Below are 19595 nucleotides of genomic sequence, written 5' to 3' on the forward strand. Positions count from 1 at the left end.
TCGGGAAGAGGTGGAGAAGAGTTTCGAAACCCCTCCCATGGTTTGTCGCGTAGCGCCATGGCCTGCGGGGCAGGCGTGCGTGAGTAAAAAATCAAGTAATATCAATAAGTAAAACCAAAAAGAGGGTCGCCATGCGACGCGCAGGCGGCTTGTCGGCCCACGCAAAGTGTGCCAAACCGCCGCTGCTGCAAGAGGATGCAATTTTCAATGCATAATCAAATCGAGCCCAGAGACCGGATAGCTCTCGCGCCGATCGTGCCGCTGCTGATTTGCGTTTCGTTGCTTCTGGTATTTCTGTTCGAGCGCCCGCTGACAATTATCGTTCAAAAAATATTCTCAACATCCGTTCCTTACACGATGTCGAAAGCGGAGGGGGAGAACATCTATCATTTTGCGGTCGACAAAAAATATGCCGATAAAATCAATTATTTCAGAGTCTCGTTCCGCTTTAAATTAAATAAAACGCCGGAACTCGATAATCTATTTCAGACAGCCGACGTGAATTCGGGAATACGAGCAGAAATGGGTGGGCCTGCTCTCGGTCTTGTGCTCCCTGAAAGTTCGGATGCCACAAAACTAAAGGGATTTGCTTTGTCGGACGCGATAGAGGTCGGAAGATGGTATGATTTTAGTCTGTCCGCCATCCGGGGGAGTTCATTATCTGCCGCAATCGACGGAAGACATGTCCTCTCCGCTCTGGATTATCGCCCGAATTTCAGGGTGAACAATATCGTGGTCGGGTCTGGATTCAGCCTGACGCGCCCCTTTGGCGGGGCGATCGCGGATGTGCATGTGAACCTCGGGTCTGCGCCATCAAGAAACACGGCCCTTCTCATCATTCTCGCCCTGAAAGCCATTTTGGTCGGCGCGGTTCTGGTGTCGGTTCGCTACGCCCGATGGCCAGCCGTCGCGGCGGCACCACGCGGTCCGGCTGTCCGCCGGGCCTATGATCCGCTTCTGGTGTTGAGAGCCATTGCCTGCGCCCTGGTGGTCGTCGGGCATGGGATCATGATCGCGTTTCGTCCTGCGGATTTCCAGCAAATGGTGCAGCAGAACGGCCTATCGGGGATCTTGTCCGCGTCGCCGTGGGGCGGCGTCTGGGTGTTCTTCACCCTCTCCGGATACCTGATGGGCAAGGCGTTCTTTCTCGAACGTTATCCGCTCTCCCATGAGGGAATATTTGCGTTTTATAGAAATCGCGTGCTGCGAATCGTGCCGATCTATTGGGTGTCCATACTTTTTGTGTTTGCGTTCGAACTGCCCGGCGTATTTCTTGGGGAGAATTTTCCCTCCGTCATAAGGATTTTATTGCTTGATAATGATGGAGAGCTGGATATCAACCCCATTGGGGCGCTTTGGTCCATATGTACGGAAATGCAGTTTTACATGCTCGCACCCCTTATATTCTTCCAGATATCGAAAATAACGAGCGTTCCCAGAAACGTCGTTCTATGCCTGATCGCGATTGTTGCATTCGGTCTCGCTTTCAGGTTCGGATCTATCGAGGTGTTCGGGTGGGGGCTCTGGCACAGGGAAGTTTACAAAACACTTATCGGAAATATCGATCTGTTCATGATGGGGTTTATGCTCAATGTCCTGCTGTCCGGGAGACTGGGGACAGGAACATACTTTGCCGCTTTTGCAGGGTATGTCGTGTTGGCGCTCGCCGTTGCTGTCATGTCCTGGATCTCAGCCCAGGGCATGGTGATCGAAAAGCCGTTCTGGCATGCCTTCCTGTTCCAGGCTACGCCCACGCTGGTGGCGCTCTGCGTCTGCGCCGTGATCTTCCTGTTCGAAGTATCGCCCGCACATCCGCAGCCCACGCTTCTGTCGCTTCCCGGGCGGGCCATCGGCTGGCTGGGTCTGATGACCTATGCCATCTATGTCTGGCATGAGCCGTTGATCGTTTCGTTCGCACGCCACACGGCCCAGGCGCAGAATATGGGCGAGGCCTATGTTCAGCTCGCGCTCTCGATGATCCCGATCATGCTCGTGGCGTTCGTGATGTGGAAATATATCGAAGTGCCGTTTGAGCGCATGAAGCATTTTGCCCGCATCGTCCGCGCGGACACCACGCCGCGGCGCTGAGGGCCGATGCGGCCTTCACAAGCGGGCCTGGACGTGGACACGCCCGCTTATAGGTAGCGCGGCGCGAAATGCGGCCGGCGATGAGCCCGAGCAGCCCTGTGCCGCCGCAGACGAGATCGCCCGCGCGCGCCTTGGCGACGTGGAGCAGCGGATCGCGAGCCTGACCGCACTCCGCAAGGAACTCGAGCGCATGGTCGATGGCTGTGCGCACGGCAAAGTCGCCGAATGCCGCGTCGTCGAAATCTTGGCGAATCACGGGAAATGTCACATCATCATGGTGCCTGACGCCGTGAAGCGGCAGGTCCGCATGGGCGCCGATCAAATGGGACCGCGGACGGGCACGATCATGGCCGCAGACCAACGCCCGAGGTGAGCTGAGATGACCTGGCCGCCTTTTCCGCCGGGACCGACGCGCGCGTGATTTTCATTTCCGATCAAGCGGTTCCGGGTCAAACAGCATCGCCATTTTTGTCGAAGGGGTGAAGGTCATCGGCGCCGTAGCCCACGGTGTGGGGGCGATTGAGATCCATCGCATACCCCGCCGGCACGAGGACGCTCAGGGGACCGACGGGGGTGACGAGATGGCAATAGCTGCGATCGCCGAGGTTCTCGATCCCCATCACGCGAAGCGTGCCGGCCTCGAAGCTCAAGCTGTTTTCGGCCGGAGGCCCGTCAAGGACAACGTGCTCGGGCCTGATCCCGATGTGCGTCGCGGGCTCCGGCAGCCGCCGGCCGATTTTCACCACGGCGCCGCTTTTCAAGACGAACGCCGTCTCGTGGGCATCGCTCCTGATGTCCGCGACATCGAACATATTCATGGCAGGCGAGCCGATGAAGCCGGCGACGAACCGGTTCGCCGGCTTGCGGTAGATCTCGAGCGGTGCGCCAACCTGCTGGATGACGCCACCGCGCAGGATGACGATCCGGTCGGCGAGGGTCATCGCCTCCACCTGGTCGTGGGTGACGAAGATCATCGTGGCGGAAAGCTCGCGTTGCAGGCGGCTGATCTCCAGCCGCAGGCGCACGCGCAGCTCCGCGTCGAGGTTCGACAAGGGTTCGTCGAACAGGAACACCTTGGGCTGGCGGATCATGGCCCGGCCCATGGCGACGCGCTGCCGCTGGCCGCCGGAAAGGTCCTTCGGGCGACGATCCAGCAGCTCGGAGATGTGGAGCTGGCGGGCGATCTCCTCCACCCGCCGCTTGATCTCGACGGCGCCCTTCCGCTCCATGCGAAGCGGAAAGGCGAGGTTCTCGAACACCGATTTATGCGGGTAGAGCGCATAATTCTGGAACACCATGGCGCAGCCCCGTTCCTTCGGGCCGAGGTCGTTCACCACGGTGCCGTCGATCCGGATCTCGCCGGAAGACACCTCCTCCAGCCCCGCCACCAGTCGCAGGAGGGTGGATTTTCCGCACCCCGACGGTCCCAGCAGGACCGTGAGCTTGCGGTCCGGGATTTCGAGGTCGAGGGACCGCAGCACCTCGATCGTGCCGAAGCGCTTGGCGACCGCGTTCAATTGGATCGACGCCATGGGATGTTCCTCGCCTCTGCGGGTCAGACGATGGCGCCTTGCCGCGTCAGGCTCTGGCGCAGCGCATCCACGTCCACATGGCGCGGCTGGGTGTTGCCCTTTACGCACATGGCCGCGGCGGTGCCCGCCGCCTGTCCCATCGCCTGGACATGGGCCTGATTGCGCGCCGAGCCGTTGGCGAAACGCTCGGACGACAGGCAGCGTCCGGCCACCAGCACGCCGTCGAGCGCGACGGGCACGAGGCAGCCGTAGGGAATGCCATAGGATTCCCCGCCTTCCACATGCTTGTGCTCGATGATGCCGGATGCCTGATGCACATCCAGGCAATAGGCGCCGCGCGCGATGTCGCGCTCGCTCTTCGTGCCGGCCACGCACCAGTCGTCGGTGAGAGTTTCCATGCCGACGATGCGCCGGCTCTCGCGTACACCGAGCGCGGACGCGGAATCGAGCACGAAGGAATTCTCGAAGCCCGGCACATACTTCTTGTAGAAATCCGCCACCTTGTAGATCTGCTCGCGCCCCTCGATGGCGGCCTTTGTCAAATCATCGCCATCCACCGGGTTGAGGCCAAGCATGGAGGTTGAATTGAGCGTCACGACGCCCGGAATGGGCGTGATGCTGAAGACGACGCGCTGGCGGTTCGGATGGAACTCGCCTTTTTTCTGCGCTTCCTTCACCGCGGTATAATGGCCGGTGACGAGGGGAAAATCCTTCCATTCCTTCAGCTCGGCAGCCTTCTCGGCCTTGGTCTTGCCGATATAGGGATCTTCCGCGAGCATGAATTCCTGCGGATTTTCCTTCACATATTCAAAATGCTTCTGCAGGTCCACATTGCCGAGGCGCGAGAACAGGCTGATGGACATGGTGCGGCCCTGGCTGTCGCCCTGCAACACGGCGCCGCCGCCCTTCGCCACCACGTCCGCATCGCCGCTGCAATCGATGACGATCTTGGCGCCGTACTCGATTTCGCCGCTCTTGTTCACCGCGCGCACGCCGGTGACCCGCTCGCCCTCCATCAGGGGGCCCATGGTGTAGGTATTGAGCGCGAGGGTGACGCCCGCTTCCAGGCACATCTTCTGCGCCACCAGCTTCAGCGCCTCACCGTCGATGGGCGTCACCGAATAGGCATTGCCATAAGCGTTTGGCAGATGCCCGTCGTGCTCCTTGAAGGCGCCGCCGATGGCGATGCAGCCATCGACCACCTCCTGGGCGATGCCATCGCAGATCTTCTCACCCTTCATATTGTGGAAGGTCAGGAAATTGCCCAGCAAACCTGCGGTCACGTTGCCGCCGAGAAACGTATAGCGGTCGATGAGAAGGGTTTTCGAGCCGTTGCGCGCGGCCGCGATGGCGGCGCACACGCCTGCCATGCCCGCGCCCACAACCACCACATCGAAATCCTGGCGTAGCGTCGTCATGATGACTTTTCTCCTGTTTCAAAAATCCGTCGGGATCGAAAAAAATCAGCCCTTTACCGATCCCGAGGTGAGACCCTCGATGAGGTATCTCTGGGCAAGGATGAGGACGGCCACGATGGGCACGAGCTGGATGGTTGCGGCGGCGAACAGCACGCCCCAATCCACCCCCGTGGCCGATCCCATGATTTCGCTGAGCACCACCGGTGCGGTCTTCGCCGCCGTGGTCGTGAAGATGAAGGCGAAGAGATATTCATTCCAGGCGAAGATGAAGACGAAGACTCCCGCCGCGATCATCCCCGGCACCCCCAGTGGCATGGAGATGTGGCGCAGGATTTCGACGAACGACGCGCCGTCCACCGCCCCGGCCTCCTCCAGTTCGCGCGGAACCTGGTCGAATGAGGCCTTCATGATCCATGAGCCGAGACTGATGAAGAAGGTGGCGTACAGCAGGATCAGGATGAGATGCGTGTCGTTGAGCCCCACATAATTCACCAGCGGAAACAGCGGCAAAGTAATCACGATGGGCGGCAGAAGGCGCAGCACGATCATGGAGAAGGCGGAGAGCGTCAGGAAGCGGCTCGAAAAACGCGAGAACACCCAGCCTGCAAGCGCCGATGCGACGATGGTGAGAAGCGTCGCGCCCACGGTTACGATGATGCTGTTGATCAGCCCGTCGAAGAAGACCGGCCAGTCGTTCCAGAGGCGGACGTAGTTTTCCAGCGTCGGCTGGAAGATCAAACGCGGCGGAACCTCGAATATATCTCGGGCCGGCTTGAACGAGGAGGCGACCACCAGATAAAGCGGGAAGATCGACCAGGCCAGGAACACGCCGAGCGCCACCCAGCGCCCGGCGGTGCCGAGAGACTTGAGCAGCCGTTTAGCGCGCATCGACGAACATCCTCTTGTACATGAGCCGCAGATACGGTGTCGCGATAAGAAGAGACAGGATGACCATGGCCCAGGCGGTCGCCGCGGCGAGGCCGAAATCGTCGTAGCTGAAGGCCGATTTGTAGAGATAGACGGCGAGCACCTCGGTCTGCCGCGCGGGGCCCCCGCGGGTCAGCAGCCAGACCTCGACGAAGATGCGGAAGGCGAAGATGTAGCGGAACAGAAGCGCGATGAGCACCGCGGGAAGCAACAGCGGGAAGGTGACGTTCGTGAAGCGCCGCCAGGCGTTGGCCCCGTCCACCCGCGCCGCCTCGTAAAGCTCGCCCGGCAAGCTCAGCCGCGCGGTGTAGACGATCAGGAAGGTGAAGGGCACATGGTGCCAGACGCTGAGCAGGATCACCAGGGCGAGCGCCTGGTTTGGCTGCGTGGTCCAGGCGATTTCCGGCAGGCCGAGGCTGGTGAGCGCCCGCGACGCCATGCCGACGCCGGGGTCGAACATGAACTTCACCATGAGCACGCCCACCACCTCGCTTACGGCATAGGGCAAGAGAAGCAGCGTGATGATGGTGCGCCGAAAATGGTGCGTGGACATGAGCAGGACGGTGAGCCCGAGCGCCAGCGCCAGCTCGATATAGACCACGGCGTTGACGACGATGAACGTGTTCCAGGACGCCCGCCAGAAATACGGATCGCTCAGCAGCGTGGCGTAATTGGCAAGGCCGACGAAGGTCGGCGCGGTGCCATAGCTCGACGCCGAAAAGCTCAGCACGAGCACATAGATCGCCGGGATCACGATGAAGATGCCGGAAAGCGCGTTGGCCGGCGATGTCAGCAGAAAGGGGATGGCACTGAGCCGGCGCATGCAAGCCTCTCATGAACTTTGAACGGGCCGCTCCGCGTCATGCGGAAAGGGGAAGAAGCGAAGGCGCGGGCGAGCGGACGGCTTCGGCATTCCGGCCGCATGTCGTTCTCGCACCTTTTCCTTCCCCGATCAGGGACGGGGAGGGCGGCTCATTTGGGCAGTAGCGGCTGGATGCGTCGCTTGAGCTGGTCCGCGGCCGCCTGGGGTTCCACCAGGCCGAGCATCACCGCCTCGAATGTCTCTTTCCAGATGTCGGCCGCCTTCGTGGCATTGTCGAAGGTTGGAATGGGCAAGGAGCCGGAGAGGAATGCCTTTCGCTCGTCATCGGCATAGGGCATGGCCTTGCGCACGCGCGGGTCGTCATAGGTGGAGGCGCGGATCGGCCCGTTGCCGTTCAAGGTCTCGCGGATCGTGCTGTCGGGGGACGAGAGCTGCTTGATGAAGCTCCAGGACAGATCCTTGTTCTTGCTGTTCTTCGGAATGCCCATGGCCCAGAATTCATATTGGCCCGGCGCCGTTGCCAGGCCGCTGTCCTTCGCCGGCGGCACGGCTATCGTGGTGATGCGGCCGGGATACTTGGACATGCTCGGATTGTTCATCTGGGCATTGCGGGCGGTCGGATAGATCACCATTGCCGCCCGGCCTTGCAGCATCCATTCCAGTGGTGTGTTCTGGTCGAACGTGGGGGTCGCCTCGGGCAGCACGCCGTCCTTGAAGAGGGCGCGGATGGTGGCGAAATAGGCGGCGAGCTTCGCGGTATCGCCGAATTTCAGGTCGGGCGTGATGAATTCGCCGCCCATGGCCCGCAGCAAGGTGAGCTGGTGCGAATAGGCGCCGAGCACGAGGCCATAGACCTTCGTGCCGTCCGGCCGTGTGAAGGTGAGCTTGCGCGCGTCGTCCAGCACCTCCTCGATGGTTTTCGGCGGCCCGGTAACGCCGCGCTCCTCGAAGATGGCTTCGTTATAGTTCAGGCCTTGCGTTGCCTGCCGATAGGGGATCGCATAGATCTTTCCATCGAAGGTCAGCGCCGCGACCGGCCCCTTGACCACGTCGTCCCAATTCTCGATCGGATCCTTGGCGAGATAATCGTTCAGCGGCTCGAACAGCTTGGCGATCTGGGGCGTGGCCTGGGTATTCAGGATGAAACCCACATTGACCGAGGTGGTGCCGAGGCTGAGCTCGCGAAACAGCCGCTCGCGCAGCGGGTCGGTGCCGAGGGTGATCCAGTCGACGCCGGCGTCCTTCGCCTGCTTCCATTGCGCGGTGACATCGCCGCCGGGTCCGACGGTGGCGGAATCCTGGTGCACCTTGTGGCCCATGACCACCAGGGTATCCTTGGCAAAAGCGGGGGCGTGAAATCCCGTTGCCAGCAGAGCGCAGACCGCGCCGGCACGAAGGCCGCGCGCCGCGTAGAACGCAGCAGACGCCACCGTTTCCTCCCAGTTTATTGGCCGGGCGTTTGATTGGCGTTCGCCCGTGCCGCGCAATCATATCGCGGTTTTGGAATTTTCAAACATTTTTTTGGGTCGGCCTCGAAACCGGTCGGAAGCATATCTCCCGATCTAAAATCCATATGAGCCCGCAATTTCCTGGTATTCTTGACCTTGCCGGCCGCCATCGCCGTTCCTCAGCGGAAATTGCTTTTCCGCAATTCCAACGGAATATGTAACTTAGCTACAATTTGGCGAACGCGCTCCTGGCGTGTATCAGTTGAGATCCCAGGAGGGCGGGATGACGGCACGGATGAATCTGCTTCGGCGTATCGACGAGGTGCGCCCGCAGCTGCGCAAATCGGAGCAGAAGGTCGCGGATCTCATTCTCGCGGCGCCGAGCCCGGTCATCCACATGAGCATCGCCTCCCTCTCCGCCGAGGTGGACGTGAGCGAGCCGACGATCCTGCGCTTCTGCCGCGCCATCGGCTGTGACGGGTTTCCGGACTTCAAGCTGAAACTGGCGCAGAGCCTGGTCTCCGGCACGCCCTATGTGCATGCCGACATCGAGGCCGGGGATGACATGCTCGGCATCACCTCGAAGGTCTTCAACAGCGCCATCAACACGCTGGGCTCGGTGCGCGAGCGCATCAATTTCGCCGCCATGGAAGAGGCGGTCCAATTGCTCAATTCCGCGAAGCGAATCGACGTGTTCGCGCTCGGCCTCACCAGCGCGGTCGGCCTCGATGCGCAGCAAAAATTCCTGCGCTTCGACATTCCCGTGGTGCACCATATGGACTCGTCCCTGCAGACCATGGCGGCGGCGACGCTGAAGAGCGGGGATGTGGCGCTGATGTTCTCCTATCATGGCCAGCAGAAGGAATTGCTGCGCACCGCGGAAGTCGCGAAGGCGAACGGCGCAAGCATCGTCTGCGTCACCCGCACCGGCTCGCGCCTCGCGCGCATCGCCCATGTGGTGGTGAACATCGATACCGAGGAAGACACCTTCATCTATGCCCCCATGACCACGCGCATCGCCCATATGGCCATCGTGGATGCGCTCGCCACGGGCGTTGCCTTGCAACGGGGTCCGGCGGCGGTGGAGCGCTTCAAGAAGATCAAGGCGACGCTGCGCCACGAACAATGGCCGGAGGAAGCCGCGGACTGATGCGGCCTTCCGGGCGATGACGGTGCGACCACGGCGCCGGCCAAAACCCAGCCCCCAGCCCCCACCCCACGCATATGTGTTCGCTGAAGCGGCGGCGCCATTGCCGGCGCGGGCCCGCCCATGCTCGGGCCTGCGCTTCCCCGCCAGGCCCAAAGGGCGCCGCCGGTTCTGTGCCTGCGCCACCCGCGCGTGCGTTCTCAAAATCCGGCCGCCGCCACCAGCGGCGAGGGCCCCGCCACGCGATTGGGCGCGATGGTCCGGGAACCCATCCGCGGCACGCGCATTCAGTTCGTGGGGCCCGCGGTGACCGATCGATCTCCCGCGGGCGGGCGGAATTCACCCCGGCCCCGGCCGAGAAGGATCGGATCAGATATGCAGAGGCTTTCCGAACCAGGCATCTCGCGGCGCGATCTCATCGCCGCCGGTGTTGCAACGATCGCCGCCGGCACGGCCGTTTCCCATGTCCATGCTGAAGAGGCCGAAAATCTTCGTTCATCCGCGAGCGAGCCCGTATCGGCTCCCGTTCGCACGGCGGTCCGCTTCACCGTAAACGGTGAACCGCGCGAGCTGGATCTGGACACCCGCACGTCTCTGCTGGACGCCTTGCGGGAGCATCTTCACCTCACCGGCACCAAGAAGGGCTGCGACCATGGCCAGTGCGGTGCATGCACGGTCATGGTGGACGGCGTGCGGATCAATTCCTGCCTCACCCTCGCGGTCATGCACGAGGGAGCCAGCGTGACCACAATCGAGGGCTTGGGGGTGCCCGGAAAGCTGCACCCGATGCAGGCCGCCTTCGTCAGGCACGACGGCTATCAGTGCGGCTATTGCACCCCCGGCCAGATCTGCTCGGCCGTGGCGGTGCTCGGCGAGATCAAGGCGGGCATCCCCAGTCATGTCACCGGCGATCTTCTGAGCGCGCCGGCGCTCTCGAACGACGAGCTGCGGGAACGGATGAGCGGCAATATCTGTCGCTGCGGCGCCTATTCCAACATCATCGAAGCCATCACCGAAGTGGCGGGGAGGCCGGCATGAAGCCCTTCAGCTACGAACGGGCCCGCTCGCCCGCCGAAGCCGCCGCGGCGGCGGCCCGTACACCCGGCGCGAAATTCATCGCGGGCGGCACCAACCTGCTCGATCTGATGAAGCTCCAGATCGAGACCCCGGCTCACCTCATCGATGTCAACCGGCTCGGTCTCGATACCATCGAACCCACGTCGGAGGGTGGCCTGCGCATCGGCGCGCTGGTCAGCAACACCGCGCTTGCCGCGGATGCCCGCGTGCGACGCGACTATGCGCTTTTGTCTCGTGCGTTGCTGGCGGGCGCCTCGGGCCAGCTGCGCAACAAGGCGACGACGGCGGGCAACCTGCTTCAGCGCACGCGCTGTCCCTATTTTTACGACACGGCTCAGCCCTGCAACAAGCGCCTGCCCGGCAGCGGCTGCGCGGCCATCGGCGGCATTACGCGGCAGCTGGGCGTGATCGGCACGAGCACGGCCTGTATCGCCACGCACCCCAGCGACATGGCGGTCGCGCTGCGGGCGCTCGACGCGGAGATCGAGACGATGCGCCCGGACGGGACGGCGCGGCGCATCGCGATGGCGGATTTCCACCGCCTGCCGGGGGATACTCCGCACATCGAGACCACGCTCGCTGCGGGCGAGCTGATCACGGCGGTGGTTCTGCCCCAGCCACCCGGCGGCACGCATATCTACCGCAAAGTGCGCGACCGCGCCTCCTACGCGTTCGCTCTGGTCTCGATCGGCGCCATCGTGCAACCGGACGGCTCGGGCCGGGTCGCCGTGGGCGGCGTCGCCCCCAAGCCCTGGCGCAGCGTCGAGGCGGACGCCGCGTTGCCGCGCGGCGCCCGCGCCGTCACCGAGCGCCTGCTCGCCGGTGCCCGACCGACGCGGGACAACGGGTTCAAGATCACCCTGGTCGAGCGCACGCTCGGCGCGGTCCTCATGCAAGCAAAGGGCTGAGCCATGAAGTTCGAAACGCCCGCCGGCGCCAATCCGATCGATCGCCTGAAGATCGTCGGTCAACCGCTCGACCGCATTGACGGCCCGCTCAAGACCACCGGCACCGCGCCCTATGCCTATGAGCGACATGATGTCGTGGCCGATCCTGCCTACGGCCATGTCGTCGGCGCCGGCATCGCCAAGGGTCGCATTGCCCGCATGGACCTCGCCGCCGCGCGCCGGGCGCCGGGTGTGATTGCCATCGTGACCGCGCAGAATGCCGGCCGACTCGACAAGGGGAGCCACAACACGGCGAAGCTTCTCGGCGGACCGCAGATCGAGCATTATCATCAGGCGGTCGCGCTGGTGGTGGCCGAGACCTTCGAACAGGCCCGCGCTGCCGCCGAGCTGGTGCATATCGATTATGCGGTCGAGAGCGGCGTCTTCGATCTGGAGGCGGCCAAGGGGGCGGCGTCTCAGCCGGGGGAGAAGAGCTCTTCCGGCCCGGCCGAGACGCATTTCGGCAACTTCGCTTCCGCTTTCGCGCAGGCCCCGGTAACGCTGGACGCGACCTACACCACGCCCGATCATTCGCACGCCATGATGGAGCCCCACGCTTCGCTCGCGTCTTGGGACGGCGACCGGCTGACGGTGTGGACCTCCAATCAGATGATCGCCTGGGCAAACGCCGATCTTGCCAAGAGCCTGGGCATTTCCAAGGACAAGGTCCGGGTGGTCTCGCCCTTCGTGGGGGGCGGGTTTGGCGGCAAGCTCTTCCTGCGGGCCGATGTCTTGCTCGCCGCGCTCGGTGCGCGGGCGGCGGGCCGGCCGGTCAAGGTGGCGCTCCATCGCCCGCTGATCGCCAACAACACCACGCATCGTCCCGCCACCATCCAGCGCATTCGCATTGGCGCGCGCCCGGACGGCGTCATCACGGCGCTGGCGCATGAAAGCTGGTCCGGTGATCTGAAGGACGGCAGGCCGGAGACGGCGGTCAACCAGAGCCGCCTGCTCTATGCCGGCGCGAACCGGATGACGGCGATGCGGCTTGCGGTGCTCGACCTGCCGGAAGGGAATTCGATGCGCGCTCCGGGCGAAGCCCCCGGCATGATGGCGCTGGAGATCGCGATGGACGAGATGGCGGAGAAACTCGGCCTCGATCCGGTCGCGTTCCGCATCCGCAACGACACCCAGGTCGATCCGGAAAAACCAGGGCGGCCGTTTTCCGCGCGCCCGTTTATCCAATGCCTGCGTCTGGGCGCGGAAACCTTCGGCTGGAGCGCGCGCCATGCGCGGCCGGGCCAGCGGCGCGACGGCCAATGGCTCATAGGCCTCGGCATGGCGGCGGCCTTCCGCAACAACCTGCTGGTGAAATCCGGCGCCCGCGTCCGGCTCGATGCTTCGGGCCGGGTGACCGTGGAAACGGACATGACCGACATCGGCACCGGCAGCTACACCATCATTGGCCAGACCGCCGCCGAGATGATGGGCGTGCCGATCGACAAGGTGACGGTACGGCTCGGCGATTCACAATTTCCGGTGTCCGCCGGTTCCGGCGGGCAGTTCGGTGCCAATAACGCGACCGCGGGCGTCTATGCCGCGTGCATGAAGCTGCGTGAGGCGATCGCCCAGAAGCTCGGGTTCAATTCCGAGGATGTCGATTTCGTCGATGGCGAGGTGCGCGCGGGCAATCGCTCGGTCTCGCTCGGCGCGGCGGCGGCCGACGGGGAGATCACCGCTGAAGATGCCATCGAATATGGTGATCTGGACCGGAAATATCAGCAATCGACCTTCGGGGCCCATTTCGCGGAGGTGGCGGTGGATGCCGCCACCGGCGAGACGCGGATTCGCCGTATGCTGGCCGTCTGCGCCGCCGGCCGCATCCTCAATCCGAAATCGGCCCGCAGCCAGGTGATCGGCGCCATGACCATGGGTGCCGGCGCCGCGCTGATGGAGGCCTTGGCGGTGGACACGAGCCGCGGCTTCTTCGTCAACCACGACCTCGCCGGATACGAGGTGCCGGTCCATGCCGACATCCCGCATCAGGAGGTGATCTTTCTCGACGAGACAGACCCGATCTCCTCGCCGATGAAGGCAAAGGGCGTGGGCGAGCTTGGCATCTGCGGGGTCGGCGCGGCGCTCGCGAACGCGGTGTACAACGCCACCGGGGTTCGCGTTCGCGAATACCCCATGACCCTCGACAAATATCTCGACCGCCTGCCGGACGTTGCTTGAGGTCTTCTGCGGACCGCTTCTCGACCGGCCGGTGCACGAGATCACCGCTCTGGACGTGGCCGAGATCCTGAAGTCGGTGTGGGAGGCAAAGCCGGAAGTCGCACGGAAGCTCCATCCAGCGATCCGCCGGGTGTTTGATTGCGCCCGGGTGGTGCTGAAGGCCAAGCACAACATTCAGATGCTGGAGAACCCTGCCAACTGGGTAGACTTGAAGGCACAGGGCTTCTCGCGACCCAAGGAGCTCTCCCGAGGGCGGCATCCATCGCTGCCGTACCCGAGAATGAAGCCCTTCATGCAAGGCTTTGCGGGCGCGCGATGCAGCAGCAGCGCGGGCTCTGGAATTTTTAATCCTGACGAACGTGAGAACGGACACCGCATTGAGGGCGGAGTGGCGGGAATTCGACCTGGTCGGCGCCGTTTGGCCGATCCCGCCACGCAGAATGTCGGCCGCCTGCCAGAGGTGGGTATCCAGTTGGGATAACGCCAGCGCCATTCTTATTCCCCGCCTCTTCCCCAGCACCGAGCGCGAAGCCGAATCACCGGAGCTTATGTCGCGGGCAAATTTACGCCTTCCAAGCTTGATCCTGACCTCGGCAATTCGTATCCCTATTGCAAGCAGTGGTCGTGGGCGGGGCATGTGAGCAACTGTTTGACGGCTAAGAATGGCTGGACGGACTCGCCACCAGGGGCCTTGCTGGACCATATTCTTGCGGCCCCGGTGGGTGAGGTGCTTTCGCTTGACGGGCTGAGCTTGGCGGACTTGCGCGTCGAACTCGGTGCCGATGAACCCGCGCTGACGCGCCGCAGACTTATTCTCGTACCGATCGCCCCTGCCGTTTCCGCCTCTGCGGTGGCGGAAGCCGTTGTCTCTAGCCTCGCCGATGTCGCACTGAAGCTGTGGCCATTCTGGTACGGAGACGCACCGCTGACGAAAGGCGGTACCGATACGCTCGGAAGAATGGCCGCTGCCGCTGCGGTGCGGCGCGCCGCTGCCCCGGTCGGCGGTGCTCTATTGAGTTGGGCGGACGCCGCTGCGCAACTGGCGGCACAAGGGCGACGACCTGAGGTTTTGCGGACGCCGATCGCAATCCAATTGGAGCAATTGGGCCGCGTGATCGCTCCCGACGGTCTGGTCATCGCGACGGAAATCGTGCCGTCTGCCCTCAGCCTGGCGCAGGCGGTGACCTTCGTCCACGCACTGGAATGGATTGCCCGGAACCTTAAGGGAACCGTGGTGGCCTTGTTCTCACGCCCCCCGGCAAACCCGGATCCGTTTCTGCGCATCCGTCACCGGGGGCTGCGCGTATCTGGGGCTTTGGAGGACGGACCTTCCGAGGCGGGCGCGCAGTCCGGCGGATTGGCCGATGACCCTGTCTGGTTCCTGCCCTGGCGCGGCCGGCCGCATCCTCTGAGCGCGGTGGAAAAGCGCATGGCCAGCCTGCTGGGCGCGGATGCCGAACTCGGTCCGCTGTTTCAGTTCAATCAAGCGGTCGAGACCGTGCGCGGCTCGCGCCCGAAGGTCGACATCATCTGGCCGGCGGGCCGCCTTGTGGTGGAGCTGGACGGCTATGCCGATCACGGGACCCGCGCTGCGTTCGTGCGCGATCGCCACCGCGACTATGAGCTGACTCTAAGCGGCTACACCGTGTTGCGCCTGCCTAACGATGAGATCGTGCGGGACTGCTGGCTGGCCCTCGAAAAGATCCGCGACCTCGTCCGGCACCGCCGGGAGGTTCTGCCGCAGGAGGCAAGGGGTGGTTGAACAAAAGAGCGTTGAAACGAAACCGCAGAGGTCCAACGACAGTCGTCGGAAGGAGAGGGAAAGCCTGATCCTGCTGCATCTGATCGCGGCACATGGGGGCGCCGCGGCACAGAAAGAGCTCACCGACCGGAAGGTGAAATGCGATCCTGCCGAACGCGGTCCTTTGGAGGATGCAGGCCTGATCCGCACCATGAAGCGGGGCCGCGGCAATTTCATCGAGGTGACGGACAAGGGCTGGGACCATGCCGGCAAGAATCTCCGCACTCTGCTGCCGGGGGATGCGGAAGGCGCGGGCGCCGTGCTGTACGCTTGGCTCGGGCGGCTCCATGCATTCATCGAGGGGCAGGGCAAGGTGCTCGCAGACCTGATGGTATCGCCCGCGCCGCCGGAACCCACCCCCGAACTGCCCCCCGTTTCGCCCGAAGGCTTGCCGAAACGCATCCGCGACACCTATCTCGCGGTGACCGGCGGGAGCCTCAATGTCCGTGTCCTGCTTGCGGACCTGCGCCCGTGCCTGGCCGATGTGCCCCGCGCGACGCTCGACGCCGCACTGATCGCGATGCAGCGCGAAGGCAACGCCATTCTGTATCGGATGGACAACAGCGCGGCCCTCAGCGGCGCTGATCGTGATGCCGCTCTTTCCATCGCGGGAGAGCCTCGCCACATGCTGTGGATTCCGAAATGACCCCACGATCGCAGCCAGAGACCCAGCCGACCGCCCTCGAGGCATTCCGCGCCGTCGACTTTGAATCCACCCGCAACCTGAAAAGCATCTGGCGCGACGTGCCCTATGAGGTGTCCGACCTTCATGCCGATTGCCTGGGGGAAATTCTCACCTATTTCGACAAAACGACGCGCGATCCGGAGCCAAGCCCCGAGCCGCGCGGCTATGTGGTGGTCGGGCCGGCGGGCCATGGCAAGACCCATCTCATCGGACGTTTGCGCCAGAAGGTCTGGCAGCGGGGCGGCTGGTTCGTGCTCCTGGACCTCGTGGGGGTCAAGGACTTCTGGTCTTCGGTGGCGCTAGGTTTCGTCAACTCGCTGCAGGTGAAGCGTGGCGACGGGATGACCCAGTACGATGGGCTCATCTTGAAGATCGCCGAGCATCTCGGAATCGCCGATCGCGTTGGCGCCCTTGCCGCCAGCCACCAGAACGGGTCGGGTGAACTCATGGCGGAGCTGGTGAAGCTCTTCCTCAAGGCCTTGGGGAAGAGCTACCCGCAGGAGACCATCCGTCATAGGGACGTGGTGACCGCTCTCATTCTCCTGACGTCCGACGACCTTGATCAGCAGAGCATCGCCCATTCCTGGCTTCAGGGCGTGCCGCTCGATCCGCAGGACCTGCGGTCGCTCGGCTTCAAGGGCAGCAATGCGCCGATCTTGGTGGTGAAGGGGTTGTCCTGGCTCATGAGTCTCGTCGGCCCGACGCTCATTGGCGTGGACCAGATCGATGCCATTGTCTCCGCGGCCAACGCCCGCGCCCGCGCGGAGGAAAGCATGCAGGAGGCCGCCGAGACAGCCTCCATTGTGGAGCAGCTGCGCCAAGGCCTTATGGACCTCTATGATGTGAAGTGCCGGGCCGTTGTTGTCGTCTCCTGCCTTGAAGCAACCTGGCAGATCCTGCGCGACGGATCGACGGTTGCGGTGACCCATCGCTTCCTCGATCCCCTGGCGCTGCCCGGTCTGCCACACCGAGCGCCCGCGGCTGCCCTCATCGCGGCGCGGCTCGCAACGGCCTATCGGGAGGCGGGATTTGCGCCATTGTATCCGACTTGGCCGTTTCGGCCGGAGGCCTTCGTCGACGCGACGGGGCTGACACCTCGCGAGCTTCTGCGGGCGTGCGAGCGCCATCAGCTCAAATGCGTTCGCGATCGGGAGGTGACGGAACTCATCCGCTTCGGCGGCGCGCCAGAGCCCGTCGGATCGCTGCCCGCCGAGCTCGACGCTCTCTATGCCCAGGCCCGCCAGGCGGCGGATGTGAAGGGTCTTTTGGATGAAAGCCGCGAGGAAGATTTACGGGCCTTGTTCGCCGAGGCGCTCCAACATTTCGAACGGCAGCTCGATCTGCCCGACACCGTGTCCGGGACAGTGCAATTCGAAACGATCCAGAAACGCCCTTCGCTTCACGGCCGGCTGAGCTTCACTTTCCATGCCAAAGGGGATGTGGAGCACCATTATTGCTTCCGTGTGCTCGCCCATGCCAACGATCGTGCATTCCAGTCGCGTATCGCCGCCGCCATCACCGATTCCGGAATCAGCTCGGGGCTCGCCGCCCGCCACCTGTTCTTGCTGCGCGCATCAGATCCACCGCAGGGGCCAAAGTCGCGGCAGCTCACCACTGAATTCCTCGGCGCCGGCGGCCGCTTCATTCGCCCGGTGGATGACGACCTGCGGGCTTTCCTGGCGCTGCGCGGCCTCAGCGGCCATCCCGATTTCTCTCAATGGCTACGGCAACGCAAGCCGCTGTTCGATGTGCCCCTGTTCAAGGCGGCAGGCTTGTGTCCGCCTCCGTTTCTCGTGACTCCCAGCCCCGATCCCCAGCCGCCGGTATCACACGCGCCCCCGGCGCCAGAGACGCCCTCTGGTCCGGGGCCTTCGGGACTCCCGCCCGCACCGCAGCATCGCATCATCCTCGGGCATCGTGTGGGAGGTGAAGGCGCCAACGAGCCTGTCGGCCTCGCGGCGGAACTGCTCAACCGGCACGTGGCGGCATTCGCCGGCTCCGGCTCCGGCAAGACGGTGCTGCTCCGGCGCCTGGTTGAGGAAGCGGCTCTGCTGGGCATTCCTGCCATCGTGCTTGACGTCAATAACGATCTTGCCCGCATGGGCGTGCCATGGCCCGTGGTCCCCGCGGACTTTACCAAGGAGGATATCGAGCACGCGGCGCGCTATCACGAAAAAGCCGACGTGGTAATTTGGACTCCCGGTGTTTCCAGCGGCAATCCTCTCTCCCTCGCGCTATTGCCGGACTTTTCCGCCATCGGCGAGGGGCGCGACAGCGAGAGCGAGGACGAGCGCAGCCAAGCGGTGGAGATGGCGCGTGCCACGCTGGAGCCCTATGTGGTTGGCGGCGGCCAAAAGGCGAAGCTGAAGCAAGGCGTACTTGCGGGCGCCCTGCGGCGGTTCGCTTTGAATGGCGGGCAGGAATTGAAGGATTTCATCGCCCTGCTCTCCGACCTGCCGGACGGCATAAGTGAAATCAGCAGCGCCGAGAAACTGGCGCAGGCGATGGCCGACCAGCTCCGCGCCGCTGTCGATACCAATCCCCTGCTGCGCTCCAGTGGCGCGCGGCTCGATCCCGCCTTGCTGTTCCACGGACCGGACCCGGCGCGCACCCGCATTTCCGTCGTCAATCTTGCCGGCCTCGCCACCGACGCTGCACGCCAGGCCTTTGTGAATCAGCTGCAAATGGCGCTCTTCACTTGGGTCAAGCAGAATCCCAGCACCACCGGGCGTCTCTATGTTCTGGACGAGGCGCAAAACTTCGCGCCATCGCAGGCGTCCACTGCTTGCAAGGCGAGTACCAGGTCGTTGGCAGCGCAAGCCCGCAAGTACGGGCTGGGAATGGTGTTCGCAACCCAGCTGCCCCGGGGGATCGACAGCGGCATCGTCTCCAACTGCACGACGCATATCTATGGCCGCATGAGCGCGCCGGTGACCATCGAGGCGACGCGCGAGCTCATGGCGGCCAAGGGTGGTGCGGCCGACGACCTCGCTAAACTGGAACGCGGCGTGTTCTATTTCTCAACCGAAGGGCTGCGACGGCCGGTGAAGATCCGCACCCCCTTGTGCCTCTCCTGGCACCCGGCCAATCCGCCGACGGCCGCGGAAGTGGTCAAAGCCGCACGAGATTGCCTGGCGCGTAAGGGGTGAGCTCCGTCGCAAGTTTGGCGCCCTGTCGGAGCACCTGGTGGAGTCCCGGTCCGGGGTTACGTGTTCGCCGGTTCTACGGACCCGTTGCGGACGTCCGGCCGCGGGCTCATTGCGGAAAACAGCCGGCCACGCACCCGACGGGTGCCGCGCCGACGATGTGGCGTTCCCATGGATGCCGTTGTCCTCGACCGAGCGGCCCGCAGCGTGCCGACTCACAATCGTGCAGTCCCGCGAGGGGCGCCAAAATAGAGCTGGGTGAACCGAAAGTTGCCACAGATTGCCAATGGGCGATTCATTCCCTTGGACTTTCGGTCTTTCAGCCGCGCTCGCCTCTCACTGCGGAGTGATTGCATGACCCGCATCGACAGCCGCCCGGCA

At 63.7% G+C, this 19595-nt stretch carries 14 protein-coding genes and 1 pseudogene; 10 read left to right on the forward strand and 5 right to left on the reverse strand.

Annotated elements, in window-relative coordinates; all coding sequences use genetic code 11:
* The first annotated feature begins 207 nt into the window (after nt 1-207).
* Nucleotides 208-2088: an acyltransferase family protein gene (locus tag V5F84_RS09900; protein WP_394042764.1), complete on the forward strand. Its 1881-nt coding sequence runs from the start codon at nt 208-210 to the stop codon at nt 2086-2088.
* Nucleotides 2089-2167: 79 nt separating this feature from the next.
* Nucleotides 2168-2461 (forward strand): annotated as a pseudogene (locus V5F84_RS09905) (MerR family DNA-binding protein); the annotation flags it as partial.
* A 76-nt stretch (nt 2462-2537) separates the two neighbouring features.
* Here V5F84_RS09905 and V5F84_RS09910 read toward each other — a convergent pair.
* The 5 genes from V5F84_RS09910 to V5F84_RS09930 all read right to left on the reverse strand — a co-directional run bounded on the left by V5F84_RS09910 (nt 2538) and on the right by V5F84_RS09930 (nt 8218).
* Nucleotides 2538-3620: an ABC transporter ATP-binding protein gene (locus V5F84_RS09910; RefSeq protein ID WP_394042763.1), complete on the reverse strand. Its 1083-nt coding sequence runs from the start codon at nt 3618-3620 to the stop codon at nt 2538-2540.
* Nucleotides 3621-3643: 23 nt separating this feature from the next.
* On the reverse strand, nt 3644-5038 hold the full coding sequence (locus V5F84_RS09915) for an FAD-dependent oxidoreductase (protein WP_394042762.1): 1395 nt from the start codon (nt 5036-5038) through the stop codon (nt 3644-3646).
* Between the two features lie 45 nt (nt 5039-5083).
* The gene (locus tag V5F84_RS09920) at nt 5084-5926 is read right to left on the reverse strand and encodes a carbohydrate ABC transporter permease (RefSeq protein WP_394042760.1); all 843 of its coding nucleotides are present in this window, start codon (nt 5924-5926) and stop codon (nt 5084-5086) included.
* A complete protein-coding gene (locus V5F84_RS09925) occupies nt 5916-6788 on the reverse strand; it encodes a carbohydrate ABC transporter permease (RefSeq protein ID WP_394042759.1) in 873 nt (290 codons plus the stop codon). The genes V5F84_RS09920 and V5F84_RS09925 overlap by 11 nt, the downstream gene beginning before the upstream one ends.
* 149 nt (nt 6789-6937) lie before the next feature.
* On the reverse strand, nt 6938-8218 hold the full coding sequence (locus V5F84_RS09930; RefSeq protein ID WP_394042758.1) for an ABC transporter substrate-binding protein: 1281 nt from the start codon (nt 8216-8218) through the stop codon (nt 6938-6940).
* 301 nt (nt 8219-8519) lie between these two features.
* Between V5F84_RS09930 and hexR the strand changes: the two genes are divergently transcribed.
* The 8 genes from hexR to V5F84_RS09970 all read left to right on the forward strand — a co-directional run bounded on the left by hexR (nt 8520) and on the right by V5F84_RS09970 (nt 19217).
* Entirely contained in the window at nt 8520-9386 is an 867-nt protein-coding gene (hexR, locus tag V5F84_RS09935) for a transcriptional regulator HexR (protein WP_394042757.1), read from the forward strand.
* A gap of 372 nt (nt 9387-9758) precedes the next feature.
* Nucleotides 9759-10421: an aldehyde dehydrogenase iron-sulfur subunit PaoA gene (gene paoA, locus V5F84_RS09940; RefSeq protein ID WP_394042756.1), complete on the forward strand. Its 663-nt coding sequence runs from the start codon at nt 9759-9761 to the stop codon at nt 10419-10421.
* Nucleotides 10418-11368 carry an FAD binding domain-containing protein gene (locus V5F84_RS09945; protein ID WP_394042755.1) on the forward strand — a complete coding sequence of 317 codons (951 nt, stop codon included), beginning with the start codon at nt 10418-10420 and terminating at the stop codon, nt 11366-11368. The genes paoA and V5F84_RS09945 overlap by 4 nt, the downstream gene beginning before the upstream one ends.
* 3 nt (nt 11369-11371) lie before the next feature.
* Nucleotides 11372-13582: an aldehyde oxidoreductase molybdenum-binding subunit PaoC gene (gene paoC / locus V5F84_RS09950; protein ID WP_394042754.1), complete on the forward strand. Its 2211-nt coding sequence runs from the start codon at nt 11372-11374 to the stop codon at nt 13580-13582.
* Between the two features lie 31 nt (nt 13583-13613).
* Nucleotides 13614-14063: a hypothetical protein gene (locus tag V5F84_RS09955; RefSeq protein WP_394042753.1), complete on the forward strand. Its 450-nt coding sequence runs from the start codon at nt 13614-13616 to the stop codon at nt 14061-14063.
* 210 nt (nt 14064-14273) lie between these two features.
* Nucleotides 14274-15344 carry an endonuclease domain-containing protein gene (locus tag V5F84_RS09960; RefSeq protein ID WP_394042752.1) on the forward strand — a complete coding sequence of 357 codons (1071 nt, stop codon included), beginning with the start codon at nt 14274-14276 and terminating at the stop codon, nt 15342-15344.
* Nucleotides 15337-16029: a hypothetical protein gene (locus V5F84_RS09965; RefSeq protein WP_394042751.1), complete on the forward strand. Its 693-nt coding sequence runs from the start codon at nt 15337-15339 to the stop codon at nt 16027-16029. The genes V5F84_RS09960 and V5F84_RS09965 overlap by 8 nt, the downstream gene beginning before the upstream one ends.
* On the forward strand, nt 16026-19217 hold the full coding sequence (locus tag V5F84_RS09970; RefSeq protein ID WP_394042750.1) for a helicase HerA-like domain-containing protein: 3192 nt from the start codon (nt 16026-16028) through the stop codon (nt 19215-19217). Before V5F84_RS09965 ends, V5F84_RS09970 begins: the two co-directional genes overlap by 4 nt.
* Nucleotides 19218-19595 lie beyond the last annotated feature (378 nt).

The sequence above is a fragment of the Roseixanthobacter liquoris genome (assembly GCF_043195135.2).
In the GTDB taxonomy this organism is placed as follows: domain Bacteria; phylum Pseudomonadota; class Alphaproteobacteria; order Rhizobiales; family Xanthobacteraceae; genus NCEH01.